Source organism: Streptomyces sp. 8N616, assembly GCF_052246385.1.
GTDB lineage: Bacteria > Actinomycetota > Actinomycetes > Streptomycetales > Streptomycetaceae > Streptomyces.
Genome location: NZ_JBQQBY010000031.1, coordinates 26,674 through 43,142 on the forward strand (window position 1 = coordinate 26,674; position 16,469 = coordinate 43,142).

Sequence of the window (16,469 nt, forward strand, 5' to 3'; positions counted from 1 at the left end):
GCCCGTCCTCGTACGGGTTGTCGGTGGCACCCGCCATCATGGAGTGCGGCGCACCGCGAGAGCGCCGTCGCGGAACCGGACGACGACGGGCCGGGACGACGGAACCGAGAACAGGAGCCCCCATGGCCGCAGCGCAGGCCACACCGCACGGGAACGCCGCCGCGGCCGCGGACGGCGAAGCCGGCGAGGGCCGCAGGCCCCGCGGCACGATCCGCTACTGGGCCGCGGCCAAGGCCGCCGCACAGACGGCGGAGGAGCCGTACGAGGCGGCGACGCTCGCCGAGGCCCTGGAGGCGGCGCGGCAACGGCACGGCGCGCGGCCGGAGTTCGCCCGCGTGCTGCTGCGCTGCTCCTTCCTGGTCGACGGGGACCCGGTCGGGACCCGCGGCCACGACACGGTGACACTGGCCGAGGGCGGCACGGTCGAGGTGCTCCCGCCGTTCGCAGGAGGATGAGCGCGAAGCCATGAACGACCAGCCGCAGAATCCGCACGGACCGTACGGGCAGCACGATCCGTACGACTCCCGCCCCCGCGACCCGCATTCCTACGACGGACACCCCCACAACGGGCACCCCAACAGCGGGCATCCCCACAACGGGCATCCCAACAACGGGCACCCGGGGGACCCGAACCAGCCGCCGTACGAGCCGCGCCACCAGTACGCGCCGTACGAGCCGGGCGACCCGTACGCGCGGCAGCCGGACTGGCAGCCGCCCGCCGCCTCGTCCGGCCACGCCTATGAGGACCCGCAGACCCTGACCTGGCACGGCCCCACCCACGAGGACACCGGCACCGTCCACCACGCGCCGTACGATCCTGCGGGCGCGGCGGGCGCCGCCCACTTCCCACCCGCGCGCGCCCAGGGCCCGGGCCCGCTGCCCCCGGAGCAGAGCGGCGCGCTGCCGCCGTCCCAGCACCAGGCCGCCGACGCCTTCCCCGCCGGGGGCCGGGCGCACCCGGAGGGGGGCGCCCACGCGGGCGTGGCCGCCGGTGGCCGGGCCGCGGGCGGCGCCGCGACGGTCGCCCCCGCCGCCGTCACCCGCGGCGCCCCGGCCTCGCCCCTCACGCCCGCGCAGCTGGCCCGCGCGGAGGGGCGGTCGCCGATCATTCCGCCCGGAATGCAGCCCGCGCTGCTCACTGCGGGCCTGTCGGCCCTGCTGGCGCTCGCCGCGCTGCTGACCGGCCCGCCGGCCCGCCCCGCGCTCGCCGTGCCCGTCGTCCTGCTGCAGGCGCTGACGGCCGCGGGCTGGTACCGGCTCAACGGCATGTGGCCCGCCCGCCAGGGCATCGCCCTGGCCTTCGCGGGCGGCGTCACCACCGACATCGCCCTGCTCGCGACCGCCCGCGAGCACGCCCCGACCGTGGCCCTGGGAACGCTCGGCGTCTGGTGCCTGCTGGTGCTGATCCTCCAGCTGCGCAACCACAGTTCGCCGGACGAGCGGCTGTACGCGCTGACGGCAGGCGTCGCGTCCACCGCGCTCACCGTGCTCGCGGCGGGCCACCTCGCCGCCTCCGCCGTCTCCTCCGACGCGGTGGTGATCGGTGCCGCCGCGGTCGCCGTCGCGACCGTCACGCGCGCGTTGCGCCTGCCGCCCTACGTCTCTCCCGCCGCCGCGCTGATCGCGGCCGTGGGCGCGGGCATCGCGGCGGGCGGGGCGACGGGCGTCGGCGCGTCCGGCGCGCTGCTCGGCGCGGCTGCGGGCGGCTGCGCGCTGATCGGGCTCCGCGTGGCGAGCTACGACTACCCGTCCCGCTTCGTCCACATGACGGCCGGGGTCGCGCTCCCGCTCGCCACGGCCGCGCCCGCCGTCTACGTGCTGGCCCGCGCCATCGGCTGAGGCGAGTCCGGCGGGTCATTCCCTGCAGGACCCCACAGCGGGCTCCGCCCTGGACCCCGGGTCTGGGGCGAAGCCCCCACGCGGCGGAGCCCCACGCGGCGGAGCCGCATATCGTCCGCAGCCGGAAGGGGGGCCTCAGGCCGCGACACCCCTTCACTCTTTCGAGTGCAACCGTCGTTCGCCATGAAGTGCCGTTAGGCTCGCGAGACAACGGGGTCTGATCAAGAGGGTGGGGAAACAGCTCGATGCGCGCACTGCGAATAGTTCTGATCATCGCCGTCGTCCTGGGGGGCCTGTTCGTGGCGGCCGACCGCCTGGCCGTCGCCCTCGCCGAGGACGAGGCGGCAGAGAAGATCCGCAGCAGTCAGGGGCTCACCAGCAGCCCTGAGGTCTCGATCAAGGGCTTCCCCTTCCTCACCCAGGTCGCGAGCAAGCAACTCGACGAGGTGGACGTGGGCCTCACCGGGGTCACGGCCAGCGCGGGCGGCCACTCGGTCCAGGTGGCCGAGGTCGAGGCCGAGCTGCGGGACGTACGGATCGACGGCAGCTTCTCGTCCGCGACCGCGGACCGCGTGACCGGCTCGGCACGCATCTCCTACACGGATCTGACGGAGGCCGCTCCCAAGGGCGCGAAGGTGGGCTACGCCGGTGCCGACAGGGCGGGCAAGGGCCAGGTCAAGGTCACGGGCCCGCTCACCGACCTGCTGGAGGGCGCGGGCATCGGCGTGCCCGGCCCCTTCGCCGACCTCCTCAAGGGCCGCACCATCACCACGTACAGCACGGTCGTCCTCTCCGGCGGCGACACGGTGCGGCTGCGCGCCGACGGCCTGCCGCGGCTGCCGGTCCCCGGGCTGGACGCCAAGGTGCGCCAGGTGCTCGACTACGACCTGAAGATCGACGGCCTGCCCAGCAGCATCAAGCTCGACAAGATCACGGCGACCCAGGGCGGCCTTGAGTTCTCCGGCACGGGTACGGACGTCTCGCTGGCCGGGTAGCCGGGATCCGGGTAGCCGTTGGCGCGGTAGCCGGGTAGTCAGATCGTGAGACGGCGCTGTCCGCAAGGCAGAAGGAGTGCCCATCGGCTGTACAGCGCCCGCCTCCCGCCGCGGCCCCGCGCCCCACCGGTCCCGTATCGCGGACATATGCATCTCAATATTTGACACGCCGGTGACATGGGGAGTGCGCGCTCCTTACGATCGGGGCATGAAGCGACAGGCGGATCTCACGAAGCGGCGGGCAGTCGACCTGTGCCGTGTCGCCGCCATGCTCTGTCGCACTCTCTGAGCAGGAGTCCCGACTCCCGCTTTCCGCAGGCCCCTTGGGGCCCCTCCCGCTCCATCGAAGCGGCCGCGCGTCGTCGCGCACCCCGTACAGCCACGCGCGACCGCGCAGCCGCAACCGCTCGCGCATCCGCAACTGCCCCGGAGGAGAAGAACATGAGCCGCAGTGACGTCCTCGTGGACGCCGACTGGGTCGAGGCCCACATCGACGACCCGAAGGTGGTCATTGTCGAGGTCGACGAGGACACCTCGGCCTACGACAAGAACCACATCAAGAACGCCGTCCGCATCGACTGGAAGAAGGACCTCCAGGACCCGGTGCGGCGTGACTTCATCGACCAGGAGGGCTTCGAGAAGCTGCTGTCGGAGAGGGGCATCGCCAACGACGACACAGTGGTCCTCTACGGCGGCAACAACAACTGGTTCGCCTCCTACGCCTACTGGTACTTCAAGCTCTACGGCCACGAGAGCGTGAAGCTCCTCGACGGCGGCCGCAAGAAGTGGGAGCTCGACTCCCGCGATCTGGTCGAGGCCGTCCCGTCCCGCCCGGCCACCGAGTACAAGGCCAAGGCCCAGAACACCGCGATCCGCGCCTTCCGCGACGACGTCCTGACCGCGATCGGCAGCCAGAACCTGGTCGACGTGCGCTCGCCCGACGAGTTCAGCGGCAAGCTGCTCGCCCCGGCGCACCTGCCGCAGGAGCAGTCGCAGCGCCCCGGCCACGTGCCGAGCGCCCGCAACATCCCGTGGTCGAAGAACGCCAACGACGACGGCACCTTCAAGTCGGACGACGAGCTCAAGGAGCTGTACGCCGAGGAGCAGGTGGACCTGGCGAAGGACACCATCGCGTACTGCAGGATCGGCGAGCGCTCCGCGCTCACCTGGTTCGTGCTGCACGAGCTGCTCGGCGTCGAGAACGTCAAGAACTACGACGGCTCGTGGACCGAGTACGGCTCCCTCGTCGGCGTGCCGATCGAGCTCGGCGCCAACGCCTGAGCCGACGGCTGAACGACAGACCCCGAACCCCCTCCTGAGAGACAAGGACGCACATGTGTGGAGCAAAGGCCGGCGGCCCGGAACTGGCAGGTGTTGACGTGGCCCGCGAGACGATCATCCAGGGTTCCGTGACCCGCGACGGCGAGCCCGTCTCGGGCTACGTCCGCCTCCTCGACGGCGGCGGCGAGTTCACCGCCGAGGTTCCGACCTCGGCGACCGGACAGTTCCGCTTCTTCGCCGCCCCGGGCACGTGGACGCTGCGCGCCCTCGTGCCGGGCGGGACGGTGGACCGCACCGTCGTCGCCCAGCAGGGCGCCGCGGCCGAGGTCGCCATCGCCGTCTGACGACGGCACGCGCGCGTACGCGCTTCGTACGGCCGGAGGGCCGCACCCCAGGGTTGGACAGGCTCTGCGGGTGCGGCCCTCCGCGCTGTCTGCAGCCTCCGCGCTGCGGGCCGAACCGCGGATCACGCTGCGGGCGCGGGCCGTACGCTGGACGTATGTACGCGGTGCGGCGTCGGCGGTACTTCGTCCTCATGGGGTTGTGCCTGGGACTCTTCGTCCTGGCCTGGGGAGCCGTGCGCCTCTGGTCGGTGCCCGCCGCCGTCGGAATGTGCATCACGGCGATGGTCATCCCGCCCGTCGCGGCGATCGTCGCGAACCGCCGCGGCCCGGACGACCGCTGGTGGGACGACCCCTCGGGAGACCCGCAGTCCGACCTCTGGTGGGACGAGCTGGACGGCAAGCGCCGCCACTAGGGGCACGGACCTTCGGGCCTACGGGGTTACGGGGTTACGGGGTTACGGGGTCGGGCTCAGTAGACGAGAGCCTGCGCGCCGTCCGCCACGGCCTCGCTCACGAACACCTGCGCCCCCGCGATCCGCACCCCCTCGATCACGTCCTTCTCCGTGATCTCCCGGCGCGCCGCGCACTGCGTGCACAGCGTGACCAGGCCCCCCGCGAGAACCGACTCGAGCAGCTCGGGCAGCGGCGCGGCGTGCGGCAGCTCGAACTCGGCCGCCCGCCCCGGCAGCGCGAACCACGCGGACTCGCCGGTCAGCCAGAGCGAGACCTCGACCCCGCTGGCCACGGCGACCGCCGCCACCGTGAAGGCCTGCGAGCACCGTTCCGGCGCGTCCGTCCCGGCCGTCACCTTGATCACGAGCTTCTTCGCCATGCGTCAACTCTAGAGCGCCTACGGCAGATCATGGCGCGCGCCTGCGGCGGGCTGCGGGCCCGGCCGCACCGGCCCCTGCGCCGCAGACTAGACTCGGTCGAGGTCCGTCAGTCCGTAAGCCGGACAACCCTCACTCCGTCCGAGGAGCGCGCTCGTGCTTGATGCATTCTTCACCGCCATGCTGGTCCTCGTCGCCGTCGGCGTGGTCGCGTTCGCCGGGCTGACCGTGAAGAAGCTGTTCCAGGGCCAGCGCTGATCGCACGCACGGTCCCCACTCTCCCCACAGATCGCCTGAGCTCATGATCGAGATCCCGTCCGACCTCAACCCGGACCTCGTCCCCCTCGCCTTCCTTCTCGGCCACTGGGAAGGGGCGGGCGTCTTCGACTTCCCCGGTGACGAGAAGTGCAACTTCGGCCAGGAAGTGATCTTCAACCACGACGGCCGGGACTTCCTCGAGTACGTCTCGCACACCTGGGTCCTGGACAGCGAGGGCCGGAAGGTCCGCCCGCTGGAGACGGAGACCGGCTACTGGCGGATCGACAAGGACCGCAAGGTCGAGGTCGTGATGGTCCGGGACCAGGGCGTCGCCGAGGTCTGGTACGGCGAGCTGGCCGACAAGAAGCCGCAGATCGACCTGGCCACCGACGCCGTGGCCCGTACCGCCGCCTCGGGGCCGTACTCCGGCGGGAAGCGGCTCTACGGCTACGTGAAGGGCGACCTGATGTGGGTCGGCGAGAAATCCTCCCCCGAGGTGGAGCTGCGCCCGTACATGTCGGCGCATCTGAAGAAGGTCGTCGACCCCCGCGAGTGGGCCAAGGACCTCAAGGACCTGCCGGACGACGGCATCGCCTTCTTCAAGTAGATCGCGTTCTTCAAGTAGATCGCCTTCTTCAAGGAGGCGGCCGCGTGGTCGGCAGGGTGCGCCGACACTTGATCGCCGTCGGCGAGGCCACTGCGGGCGGCACCCCTCCTACACTGACCGTGTGGTGACCACCGACTGGCAGAGCGACCTCAGAAGGCGCGGGTACCGGCTGACCCCGCAGCGCCAGCTCGTACTGGAGGCCGTGGACAAGCTGGAGCACGCGACTCCGGACGAGATCCTCACCGAGGTGCGGCGCACCGCGGGTGGCGTGAACATCTCCACGGTGTACCGGACGCTGGAGCTGCTGGAGGAGCTCGGCCTGGTCAGCCATGCCCACCTCGGGCACGGGGCCCCCACGTACCACCTGGCGGACCGGCACCACCATCTGCACCTGGTGTGCCGGGACTGCTCGGACGTGATCGAGGCCGACGTGTCGGTGGCCTCGGGCTTCACCGACCAGCTGCGGGAGTCCTTCGGCTTCGACACCGATCTGAAACACTTCGCCATCTTCGGCAGGTGCCGGGACTGCACGGTGAAGAAGGCCACGTCAGGTGGTGGGCCCACTACCGGCCCGCCTACCGGACCGTAGGCTAATAGCTATGAAGAGCCCCCTGCTGTCGCTGCCCGGCGCGGTTCCCGCCGAGGCCCCCGATGAAGGCGTCGCCGCGCACTACGGCGATCTGTTCCGCGAGCAGCGCGCGCTCGCCGGCGGCACCGGATTCGTGGACCTCTCGCACCGCGGCGTCGTCACGATCAGCGGCCCCGAACGGCTGAGCTGGCTGCATCTGCTGCTCACCCAGCACGTCACAGAACTGCCGCCGGGCCAGGCCACCGAGGCGCTGGTGCTGTCCGCGCACGGTCACATCGAGCATGCGCTCTACCTGGTGGACGACGGCGAGACGACGTGGGCGCACGTCGAGCCGGGCACGCAGGGCGACCTGATCGCCTACCTGGAGGGTATGAAGTTCTTCTACCGGGTCGAGGTGAAGGACGCGACGGGCGACTACGGGGTCGTCCACCTCCCCGCGGGCTCGATCGCCGAGACGCCCGACGGTGTCGTCGTACGGGAGACCGCGCACGGCCGGGACCTCTTCCTGCCGCGCGCCTCCCTGGAGAAATTCGCCGAGGCGAACGGACCGGCGATCGGCGTCATGGCGCTGGAGGCGCTGCGCGTGGAGGCGCACCGGCCGCGCTTCGGCCTGGAGACCGACCACCGGACGATCCCGCACGAGGTGGGCTGGCTGGACACGGCCGTCCACCTGGACAAAGGCTGCTACCGGGGCCAGGAGACCGTGGCGCGGGTCCACAACCTGGGGAAACCGCCGCGCCGACTGGTCTTCCTGCACCTGGACGGCAGCGAGGTGAAGCTGCCGGGGCACGGGGCGCCGGTGCGGCTGGCGGCGGACGGCGAGGAGGGGCGCCAGCTCGGCTTCGTCACGACGTCGGCGCGCCACTACGAGCTGGGGCCGATCGCGCTGGCACTGGTGAAGCGGAATGTGCCGGTGGACGCGGAGCTGATCGTGGACGCGACGGCTGCGGCGCAGGAAGTCGTCGTCGAGCCGTAGGCCTCACGGCCGGTGCGACTCCGCGACGAAGGCCCGGCGCCCTGTTGCCATGGCCCGGGCCTCGCCGGACCGACGGCACCGGGCCACGGCGAGCCACCGACGCGGCCCGCGCCCGCGACTTCGCCGAACCGGGGCCCCGGTCGCCTGCCCGGCAGGGAGCCCGGAGCGCACGTCTCCGGCCGACGCCGCCCCGCGGCGGGCGGCGGAAGCCGCGGTGTCCGGGGGCGGTCAGAGTGTGTCGCTCAGGGTGTCCGCGAGGCGTTGGCGTACGGCGCGGGATGCCGGCAGGACCGAGACGGCCACCGCGCCCGCCACCGCCGCCGCGCCGACCAGCAGTAGGGCCGCGAGCGGGGGCTGCTGGGCGATACCCGCGCCGATGCCGCTCGAGCTGCCCTGCAGGTCGATCAGCCAGCCGGCCGCCAGGACGCCCGTCGCCGTCCCGGCCACCGCCGCGGCCAGCGCGGTGAAGCCCGTCCCGGCCACGATCACCGCGATGATCTGGCGCGGGGTCAGCCCAATGGCCTTGAGCGCGAGCAGATCCCGGCGGCGGTCGCGCACGCCCGCGCCGATCGTCGTCGAGAGCTCGGCGAGGCCGATCAGCGCGAGGACGGTGACGAGTCCGGCCAGCACACCGCGTACGGCCGACAGTTCGTCCACCGGGTTGGGGATCTCCCGTACGTCCAGCTGCCCGCCCTGCGCCTGCGCCGCCGCGGATGCCGACAGGCGGGCGCCGACCGCGGCGGGGTCGGCGTCCCGGTCGAGCACGACGTGGTAGAAGCCGGGCCGCAGCGTGGCGTCCCCCTCCCGCAGGGTGTCGACGGCCGTGGAGATCACCCGGCCGCCGTCCTCGGGCTCGATGCTGCGCCCGACGATGTGCAGCACCTGCGGGCTGCCCTCGACCGTCATGCGCACCCAGTCGCCGACCTCCACACCGAGCAGGTCGAGGAGCCCCTGCCCGGCGACCGCCTCGTCGGGCCCGTGGGCGGCGCGCCCCTCGGCGACGGTGAAGGGGTACGGGTCGCGGGCCGTGCCCAGGCCGCGCAGTGTGATCGTGCCGGTCTGGCCGGGGACCAGCGCCTCGACCTCCGCACCCGGGTAGGCCGCGGTCACCTCCGGGCGGTCGGCCAGCATCCGCCGTACCGTGCCGCCGTCGAGATCGTCGCCGCGGACGGTGAGCGCGGCGGGGAGTCCGACCTGTTCCGGGTGGGCCTCGAAGCGGTCCAGGGTGGTCCAGGCCCCGAGGACCACGGTGATCAGCAGCAGCGGAACGGCGAGCCGGGCGGCGGCGGCGAGGCCGCGCGCCCGCGAGTGGAAGGCGCCGCGCCAGCCGAGCACCAGGGCCGGCGGGAGGCGCAGGCCCAGGGCCCGCCGCACCGTTCCGGGCATGCTCCGGCGCCCCGCGGGCATCGCGGCCTGGGCGACGGGCACGGGCGGGACGCGGCCGGCCCGCCACGCGGCCAGTCCCGTCGTACAGGTGATGAGCAGCAGCGCGCCGAACGGAATCGCCAGCGGGATCCAGGTGTGGGCGGGCAGCGCCTGCCACAGCCGCATCGCCTCGCCGACCCGGCCGGGCATCCGCGGACCCAGCACCTCGGTGAGGACCGCCCCGCAGGCCACACCGAGCAGGGCCAGGGCCGCGTGCTCGACGAGGAAGGTGCGGACGAGCTGGGCGGGGGTGAACCCGATGGCCTTGAGGATCGATATGTCCCGCAGATGGCCGCGGATCCTGGTGCTGATCGCCCCGGCCACGGCGAGGGCCGCGGCCAGCAGCGCTCCGAGCCCGAACAGGCCGAGCAGCAGCCCGAGAAGGCGGTCCCCGCCTTCGGCGTCGGCCCGCGCCCCCTGCCAGGTGGAGACCTTCGCGATCTGGTCGGCGCCGAGCTTGGTGACGGCCTGTTGGACGGCGAAGTCGGTGTCGTCGGGTTCGCTGAGCCGCAGCCCGATCGTCTGGCCGCGGCGGAATTCGTCGGGCTCTACGCGGTGCAGGGCGGAGGGGAGCACCCAGGCGGTGCCGGGGGTCTCTCCCGGGCTGTACTGCGGCTCGGCGGTGTCCGCGATGCCGGTCACGCGGAGGGTCTGAACGGCCCCGCCGGAGCCGCGGACCTTGAGCGAGTCGCCGGGCTCGGCCCACAGCGCGCGGGCGAGCGAGCTCTCCAGCACGATCCCGCTCTCCGCGCCCGCGCCCGATCCCGTACCCTCGCCCGCTCCCGCCCCGAGCCAGCGGCCGGCGGTCACCAACGGGCGCGCCACGTCGGGCGGATCGGCCTCGGCGGCGCGCAGCTGCACCGTGGCCCTGGCGCCGCTGAGCTCCGCGGTGGCGCCTGCGGTGCTGAACGGCCCGGACGCGGCATCGACCTCGTCGAGACCGGCGAGCGCCGCGGGGTCGGCCGCGGGGTCGGCCGTGCCCTTGGTCTGGATCCAGACGTGGGCGCCGGAGGACTGGGTGAACACCCGCTGCCAGGGGTTCGCCGCGTACGCCAGAAAGGCGCCCGCGAGCAGCAGCGAGACGATGATCCCGGCCGTGGCGAGGACCAGGAACAGCGATTCGCCGCGGTGCGCCCGGAGGTCGGCGCGCACCCAGCGCGCGGTGGCACCCAGGGCCAGCCGCTGCGGTCCGGTCACCCCGCGCACCGCGGCGGCACGCAGACGTGCCCAGCGCACAGCGACGGCCCGCATCCTGGTCAGCCCTTCAGCTCGAGCATGCCGGAGACGCCACCCGGGCGCCGCTTGCCGCCGCGCTTGCCGTCACCGTCGCCGTCACTGTCGCCGTCGCTGCCGCCGAGCTTCGCGTCGTCGGCGATCCGCCCGTCGAAGAGGCTGATCACCCGGTCCGCGGCGCTCGCCATCCGGGCGTCGTGGGTGACCAGCACGATGGTCTGGCCGCGCTCGTGGTAGCGGGACAGCAGCCGCAGCACCTCACGGGTGCCCTTGCTGTCGAGGCTGCCCGCGGGCTCGTCGGCGAGCAGCAGGCCTGGCTGGTTGACCAGCGCGCGGGCGAGCGCGACGCGCTGCTGCTCGCCGCCGGACAGCTCGCCCGGCGTGCTGTTCTCCTTGCCGTCGAGGCCGAGGTCGGCGAGGAGCTCGGCGCGGCTCTCCCTGGCCTGCCGCGGCGAGCTGCCCGCGAGCAGCGCGGGCAGCTCGACGTTGTCGGCCACGGTCAGGTGGGAGACCAGGTTGAAGAACTGGAAGACGATGCCGATGCGGCGGCGGCGCAGCAGCGCCCAGCGGGCCTCGCTGTAGGTGTCCACCCGCGCGCCCTCGAGCCAGATGCGCCCGCTGTCCGGCCGGTGCAGGCCACCGAGCAGGTGGAGCAGGGTGGACTTGCCGGCGCCGGAAGGGCCGGTGACGGCCACGAACTCGCCGTGCTCGACGGACAGGTCCACTCCGCGTACGGCCCTGACGGGGGCGCCGTCGGACCGGTGCGTCTTGACCAGAGCTTCGGCTCTGACGATGGGAGCCGCTTCTGCGGCTCCCTGGCTCTGGCTGCGCTCGCGGCTCATTCCAGCTCCTCCTGACAGCGCTCCAACCAGTCGAGGTCCGCCTGCAGATGCAGCATCGCGCCCTCGATGAGCAGCTGCGCGACCCGGTTGTCCCGGTCCTCGGTCGCGGCCAGCTTCGACAGATCACGCATGGTGTTGAGGTAGTGGCGGCGCTGCTTGTTGATCAGGGCGATCTGGTCGGCCATGCCCGTTTCCGGGGCGATGGCGAGCTTCATGAAGAACTCGTCCCGCACCCGCGGCTCTTCCGTCGGCTCGTCGAACCACGCGGCCACCGCCTCACGCCCCGCGTCGGTGAGCTGGTAGATGCGCTTGTTCGGCCGGCTCGACTGGGTGACGTCCTCGCCCTCGATCAGCCCGGATTTCTCCAGCCTGCCCAAGGTCACGTAGATCTGCCCGACGTTGGGCTGAGGGTACGCGGCACCCAGGAGCTTCTCAAGGGCCAGCTTCAGCTCGTAGCCGTGGGCCGGGCCCTTGGCGAGAAGCGCGAGGAGGGACAGACGCACGCTCGCCCTCCTCCCTCCCCGCCGTTACCTACTCGTTAGCCGACAGCTCCGGGCTGTGAGCCGGATCGCCCTCGGATATGTCCGCGACGTCTAGTATCGCGCATGCCTAACAGGTATACAGGGGCGCGGAAGTCGGCAGGGCGGCCGGCGCCGGTGTGCCAAGGAGGAACCTATGCGGTGGACACGTGCCGCGGGTAGGGGGCTCCTGGCAACAGCGCTGATCCTCGTGGGCTATGCGGGTACGGGCGCCAGGGCCGGTGAGGTGGCGGACGGCGACGGCCGCGGCCCCATGACGCTGGTGACCGGCGGGGACCTGACCAGCTATCTGCGCGGTGTCCTCGACGACTGGAACCGTACGCACCCCGCCGAGAAGGTCACCCTGGTCGAACTGCCGGAGGCCGCGGACGAGGTCCGCGCCCAGATGACCACCAGCCTGCGCTCCGGCAGCGACCGCTTCGACGTGCTCAACATCGACGTCGCCTGGACCTCCGAGTTCGCGGCGGCGGGCTGGATCGCCCCGCTGGACGCCGACCGCTTCCCCATCAAGCGCTTCCTGCCGCCCGTGGTGGAGACCGCCACCTTCGGCGGCCGGCTGCACGCGCTGCCGTACGTCACCAACGCGGGCCTGCTCTACTACCGCAAGGACGTGCTGGACAAGGCGGGCGAGCGGCCGCCGCGCACCTGGGCCGAGCTGAAGCGGCTGGCGAAGACCGTGGCCCCGGAGTACGGCCTGGACGGCTACGCCGGGCAGTTCCTGCCGTACGAAGGCCTCACGGTGAACGCCATCGAGGCCGTGCAGTCGGCCGGCGGCTCGGTCCTCGCGAACGAGGGCGCCCGGGTGACCGTGGACTCCGAGGCCGCCCGCAAGGGGCTGGCGTTCCTGACCGACGGCGTGCGGGAGGGGTGGATCCCCGAGCAGGCGCTCACGTACAAGGAGGAGGAGTCCCGCCGGGCCTTCCAGAACGGCGAACTTCTCTTCCTGCGCAACTGGCCGTACGTCCACAGGCTGGCGAGCCGCGGGGACTCGAAGGTGGCGGGGAAGTTCGGCGTGGTCCCGCTGCCGGGGCCGCAGCGACGCGCCGTGGGCGTGCTCGGCGGCTCGAACCTCGCGGTCAACGCACACTCCCGGCACAAGGAGTCCGCGGCGGATCTGCTGGGCTATCTGACGAGCGAGAGGGTCCAGCGGCAGGTGCTCACCGAGGGTGCGCTGCCGCCCGTGTGGGCCGATCTGTACACCGACCCGGCGCTGGTGCGCCGCTACCCGTATCTGCCCACGCTCCGGCAGAGCGTGCTCGACGCGAGGCCGCGCCCCAAGAGCCCGCGGTACGAGCAGGTGAACCTGGCGGTCCAGGCCGTCGTGCACGACGCGATGGCGCAGCGGGAGACCCCGGACCACGCGGTCGCGCGGCTGGCGCGGGAGCTCGGGGCGATCGTCCGCCGCGGCTGAGGCTCGATCCCAGGGCCGACTTCAGGGCGATTAGTTACCTGTTATCTACAGGCACCTCGTCAATAATCCATGCAAACCCGGACAACTCGCCTTGCATTGCTTGGCATTTTCCTGCGCACTCATTGACACCCGTTCGACACGGCTACTTAACATGCATGCATCATGCGCCAGGGCGGAGGATCGCGAGGCGCACCGAGTCGGACAGACGGGTCAACGGGAATGCACACAGGCACGGCCGCCTCCCCCCAGCACTGGTGGCGGGATGCGGTGATCTACCAGGTCTACGTCCGCAGCTTCCTCGACAGCACCGGGGACGGCATCGGCGACCTGGCCGGCGTCCGGGCGGGACTGCCGTATCTCAAGAAGCTGGGCGTGGACGGCATCTGGCTCAGCCCGTTCTATCCGTCCCCGCACCACGACCACGGCTACGACGTCGCCGACTACTGCGGAGTCGACCCGGTCTTCGGCGACCTCGCCGAGTTCGACCACCTCGTGGCCGACGCCCACCGGCTCGGCCTGAAGATCCTCATCGACATCGTCCCCAACCACTGCTCCAGCGAGCACCCGTGGTTCCGCGCGGCGCTCGAGGACGGCCCGCGCAGCGCGGCCCGCGCCCGCTTCCACTTCGCCGACGGGCGCGGCGCACACGGCGAACTGCCGCCCAACAACTGGCGGGCCATGTTCGGCGGCCCCGCCTGGTCCAGGGTGACCGAGGCGGACGGCGAGCCCGGCCAGTGGTACCTCCACCTGTTCACCCCGGAGCAGCCCGACCTCAACTGGCGCGAGCCGGCCGTGGGCGACTCCTTCGACGAGGTGCTGCGCTTCTGGCTCGACCGCGGGGTCGACGGCTTCCGGATCGACGTGGCCGCGGGCCTGTTCAAGCACCCTTCGCTCCCCGACTCGCCCGACCCGGAGGCCGACGAGCGCGCCCGCGACTCGGTCAACCCGCTGGCCTGGAACCAGCCCGAGGTGCACCAGGTGTGGCGCGACTGGCGTGCGGTGTGCGAGGAGTACACGGCGCGCGACGGGCTCGACCGGCTGCTGGTCGGCGAGGTGTCCGTGCCGACGCCCCGCGAACACGCCGAGTACGTCCGCCCGGACGAGCTGCACCAGGCGTTCTTCTTCGACCTGCTCAGCGCCCAGTGGGACGTCGACGCCTTCCGGAAGGCCATCTCCGAGGCGCTCACCGACATCGCGGGCACCGGCTCCACCGTCACCTGGGTGCTCAACAACCACGACCAGGTCAGGACCGTCACCCGCTACGCGGGCGAGTCCACCGAGGTCGGTACCGCGCGGGCCCGAGCCGCCGCCCTGCTGATGCTCGCGCTGCCCGGCGCCGCGTACGTCTACCAGGGCGAGGAGCTGGGTCTGCCCGAGGTGGACGACCTGCCCGACGAGGTGCTCACCGACCCGATCTTCCGCAGGACCGGCAGCCGCCTCCGGATACGCGACGGCTGCCGGGTGCCGCTGCCCTGGTCCGGACAGGCCTCGCCGTTCGGCTTCACCGCGGCCGGCAGCGCGGCCCGGCCGTGGCTGCCGCAGCCCGAGTGGTTCGCGCAGCACGCCACCGACCGGGCGCTGACCGACACCCGCTCCTTCTGGCACCTCTACCGCGACGGTCTCGCGCTGCGCCGCAGCCTGCCGCAGCTGGGCGAAGGGACCCTGCGCTGGCTCGAGACCGAGCCAGCGCAGGTCCTCGCGTTCGTACGCGGCGACGGGCTGGTCTGCGCGGTCAACTTCGGCCTCGGCTCCGTACCGGCGCCGGCCGCCGGTGCCCCGCTGCTCGCGAGCGGCGACTGCCCGCCGGGGATCCTCCCCGCCTCCACCGCCGCCTGGTGGATCAGCGACCCCGCCGCCACCCCGGACACCCCCAAGACCCCCGGCAACCCGGCCAACCCCGCCAACTCGACGGACTCCACGAACTCCGCCGACTCCTCGAAGGGAATCACCTCATGAGCCACGCCACGAGACGACGCATAGCCGCGACCGGCGCGGCGGCCCTCGGCCTCGCCCTGACCGCCACCGCCTGCGGCGGAAGCGGCAGCGGGAGCTCCGGCAAGCAGGAGCTGAAGGGCCAGTCCGTCACGGTCGCCGGAGTGTGGACCGGCGTCGAGCAGAAGAACTTCAAGAAGGTGCTGGACGCCTTCTCCGAGAAGACCGGCGCCAAGGTCAACTTCATCTCCACCGGCGACAACGTCTCCACTGTCATCGGCAGCAAGATCGAGGGCGGCAATGCCCCCGACGTGGTGATGGTGCCGCAGCCCGGCGTCCTCAAGGAGTTCGCGGGCAAGGGCTGGCTCCAGCCCCTCTCCGCCAACGTCTACGAGAAGGCCGGGATCCACTTCGCACCCGTGTGGCGGGACTACGGCACCGTCAACGGCAAGTACTACGGCCTCTACTTCAAGGCGTCCAACAAGTCGACGGTCTGGTACAGCCCGGACGCCTTCACGCAGGCCGGGGTCGAGCCGCCGAAGACCTATGACGCGATGCTGAAGGCTGGCAAGACCGTCTCCGACTCGGGTCTGCCCGCGTTCTCCGTCGCGGGCGAGGACGGCTGGACCCTCACCGACTGGTTCGAGAACGTCTACCTCTCCCAGGCCGGGCCCGAGAACTACGACAAGCTGGCCGAGCATAAGATCCCGTGGACCCACCCCACCGTGGTGAAGTCCCTGACCACGCTCGGCGAGCTGTTCAAGGACAAGAACCTGGTGGCCGGTGGCAGCTCCGGCGCGCTGCGCACCGACTTCCCCGAGTCCGTCGAGCAGGTCTTCGGCAACGACCCGAAGGCCGGGATGGTCTACGAGGGCGACTTCGTCGGCGGCATCGTCTCCGGCGAGTTCAAGAAGAAGGTCGGCGAGGACGCGAAGTTCTTCCCCTTCCCGGCGGTCAAGGGCGGGAAGACACCGGTGGTCGGCGGCGGTGACGCGGCGGCCGTCCTCAAGGCCGGGAAGAACCGCGAGGCCGCCCAGAAGCTCGTCGAGTTCATGGCGACGCCCGAGGCGGCCGAGGTGTGGGCCAAGGCGGGCGGCTTCATCTCCCCCAACGAGAGCCTGAAGCCGGACGCCTACCAGGACGACGCCAGCCGGAAGAGCGCGCAGGCGCTGGTGAAGGCGGGCGACTCGGTGCGGTTCGACCTGTCCGACCTGGCCCCGGCCGCCTTCGGCGGAACCAAGGGCGCGGGCGAGTGGAAGCTGCTCCAGGACTTCCTGCGCGACCCGTCCGACCCCGAGGGCACCGCTCGCAAGCTCGAGGCCGCCGCCGCCAAGGCGTACAAGGACACCCAGGACTGAGGACCCGTAA

General features: G+C 72.1%; 16 protein-coding genes. 12 read left to right on the top strand and 4 right to left on the bottom strand.

Features of this window, described 5'->3' with window-relative positions; all coding sequences use genetic code 11:
* The first annotated feature begins 209 nt into the window (after positions 1 to 209).
* From ACTWQC_RS25740 to ACTWQC_RS25765, 6 genes are all read left to right on the top strand, one after another.
* Positions 210 to 455: a MoaD/ThiS family protein gene (locus ACTWQC_RS25740; protein ID WP_443318234.1), complete on the top strand. Its 246-nt coding sequence runs from the start codon at positions 210 to 212 to the stop codon at positions 453 to 455.
* A 10-nt stretch (positions 456 to 465) separates the two neighbouring features.
* Positions 466 to 1,839, top strand: coding sequence for a hypothetical protein (locus ACTWQC_RS25745; protein ID WP_443318170.1), 1,374 nt, complete (start codon positions 466 to 468; stop codon positions 1,837 to 1,839).
* A gap of 245 nt (positions 1,840 to 2,084) precedes the next feature.
* Complete coding sequence (locus ACTWQC_RS25750) at positions 2,085 to 2,834, top strand: LmeA family phospholipid-binding protein (protein ID WP_443318171.1); 750 nt, start codon at positions 2,085 to 2,087, stop codon at positions 2,832 to 2,834.
* Positions 2,835 to 3,275: 441 nt separating this feature from the next.
* A complete protein-coding gene (locus ACTWQC_RS25755) occupies positions 3,276 to 4,115 on the top strand; it encodes a sulfurtransferase (RefSeq protein WP_443318172.1) in 840 nt (279 codons plus the stop codon).
* Between the two features lie 53 nt (positions 4,116 to 4,168).
* The gene (locus ACTWQC_RS25760) at positions 4,169 to 4,459 is read left to right on the top strand and encodes a DUF1416 domain-containing protein (RefSeq protein ID WP_443318173.1); all 291 of its coding nucleotides are present in this window, start codon (positions 4,169 to 4,171) and stop codon (positions 4,457 to 4,459) included.
* A 155-nt stretch (positions 4,460 to 4,614) separates the two neighbouring features.
* Positions 4,615 to 4,872 carry a DUF3099 domain-containing protein gene (locus tag ACTWQC_RS25765; protein WP_443318174.1) on the top strand — a complete coding sequence of 86 codons (258 nt, stop codon included), beginning with the start codon at positions 4,615 to 4,617 and terminating at the stop codon, positions 4,870 to 4,872.
* A gap of 56 nt (positions 4,873 to 4,928) precedes the next feature.
* Here ACTWQC_RS25765 and ACTWQC_RS25770 read toward each other — a convergent pair whose 3' ends face one another.
* A complete protein-coding gene (locus ACTWQC_RS25770; protein ID WP_443318175.1) occupies positions 4,929 to 5,291 on the bottom strand; it encodes a DsrE family protein in 363 nt (120 codons plus the stop codon).
* Between the two features lie 299 nt (positions 5,292 to 5,590).
* Here ACTWQC_RS25770 and ACTWQC_RS25775 point away from each other — a divergent pair, with 299 nt between their 5' ends.
* From ACTWQC_RS25775 to ygfZ, 3 genes are all read left to right on the top strand, one after another.
* Complete coding sequence (locus ACTWQC_RS25775; protein ID WP_443318176.1) at positions 5,591 to 6,154, top strand: FABP family protein; 564 nt, start codon at positions 5,591 to 5,593, stop codon at positions 6,152 to 6,154.
* A gap of 121 nt (positions 6,155 to 6,275) precedes the next feature.
* On the top strand, positions 6,276 to 6,743 hold the full coding sequence (locus tag ACTWQC_RS25780; protein ID WP_443318177.1) for a Fur family transcriptional regulator: 468 nt from the start codon (positions 6,276 to 6,278) through the stop codon (positions 6,741 to 6,743).
* Positions 6,744 to 6,753: 10 nt separating this feature from the next.
* Positions 6,754 to 7,719, top strand: coding sequence for a CAF17-like 4Fe-4S cluster assembly/insertion protein YgfZ (gene ygfZ, locus ACTWQC_RS25785; RefSeq protein WP_443318178.1), 966 nt, complete (start codon positions 6,754 to 6,756; stop codon positions 7,717 to 7,719).
* Between the two features lie 228 nt (positions 7,720 to 7,947).
* Here ygfZ and ACTWQC_RS25790 read toward each other — a convergent pair whose 3' ends face one another.
* From ACTWQC_RS25790 to ACTWQC_RS25800, 3 genes are all read right to left on the bottom strand, one after another.
* Positions 7,948 to 10,317 carry an FtsX-like permease family protein gene (locus tag ACTWQC_RS25790; RefSeq protein WP_443318235.1) on the bottom strand — a complete coding sequence of 790 codons (2,370 nt, stop codon included), beginning with the start codon at positions 10,315 to 10,317 and terminating at the stop codon, positions 7,948 to 7,950.
* Between the two features lie 83 nt (positions 10,318 to 10,400).
* Complete coding sequence (locus ACTWQC_RS25795) at positions 10,401 to 11,219, bottom strand: ABC transporter ATP-binding protein (protein ID WP_443318179.1); 819 nt, start codon at positions 11,217 to 11,219, stop codon at positions 10,401 to 10,403.
* Entirely contained in the window at positions 11,216 to 11,722 is a 507-nt protein-coding gene (locus tag ACTWQC_RS25800) for a PadR family transcriptional regulator (protein ID WP_443318180.1), read from the bottom strand. Before ACTWQC_RS25800 ends, ACTWQC_RS25795 begins: the two co-directional genes overlap by 4 nt.
* 172 nt (positions 11,723 to 11,894) lie before the next feature.
* On the opposite strand from ACTWQC_RS25800, the gene ACTWQC_RS25805 reads away from it, so the two are divergent.
* The 3 genes from ACTWQC_RS25805 (at position 11,895) to ACTWQC_RS25815 (ending at position 16,459) form a co-directional block, all read left to right on the top strand.
* Positions 11,895 to 13,169, top strand: coding sequence for an ABC transporter substrate-binding protein (locus ACTWQC_RS25805; protein ID WP_443318181.1), 1,275 nt, complete (start codon positions 11,895 to 11,897; stop codon positions 13,167 to 13,169).
* Between the two features lie 219 nt (positions 13,170 to 13,388).
* Positions 13,389 to 15,125 carry a glycoside hydrolase family 13 protein gene (locus ACTWQC_RS25810; protein ID WP_443318182.1) on the top strand — a complete coding sequence of 579 codons (1,737 nt, stop codon included), beginning with the start codon at positions 13,389 to 13,391 and terminating at the stop codon, positions 15,123 to 15,125.
* Positions 15,122 to 16,459, top strand: coding sequence for an ABC transporter substrate-binding protein (locus ACTWQC_RS25815; protein WP_443318183.1), 1,338 nt, complete (start codon positions 15,122 to 15,124; stop codon positions 16,457 to 16,459). Before ACTWQC_RS25810 ends, ACTWQC_RS25815 begins: the two co-directional genes overlap by 4 nt.
* Positions 16,460 to 16,469 lie beyond the last annotated feature (10 nt).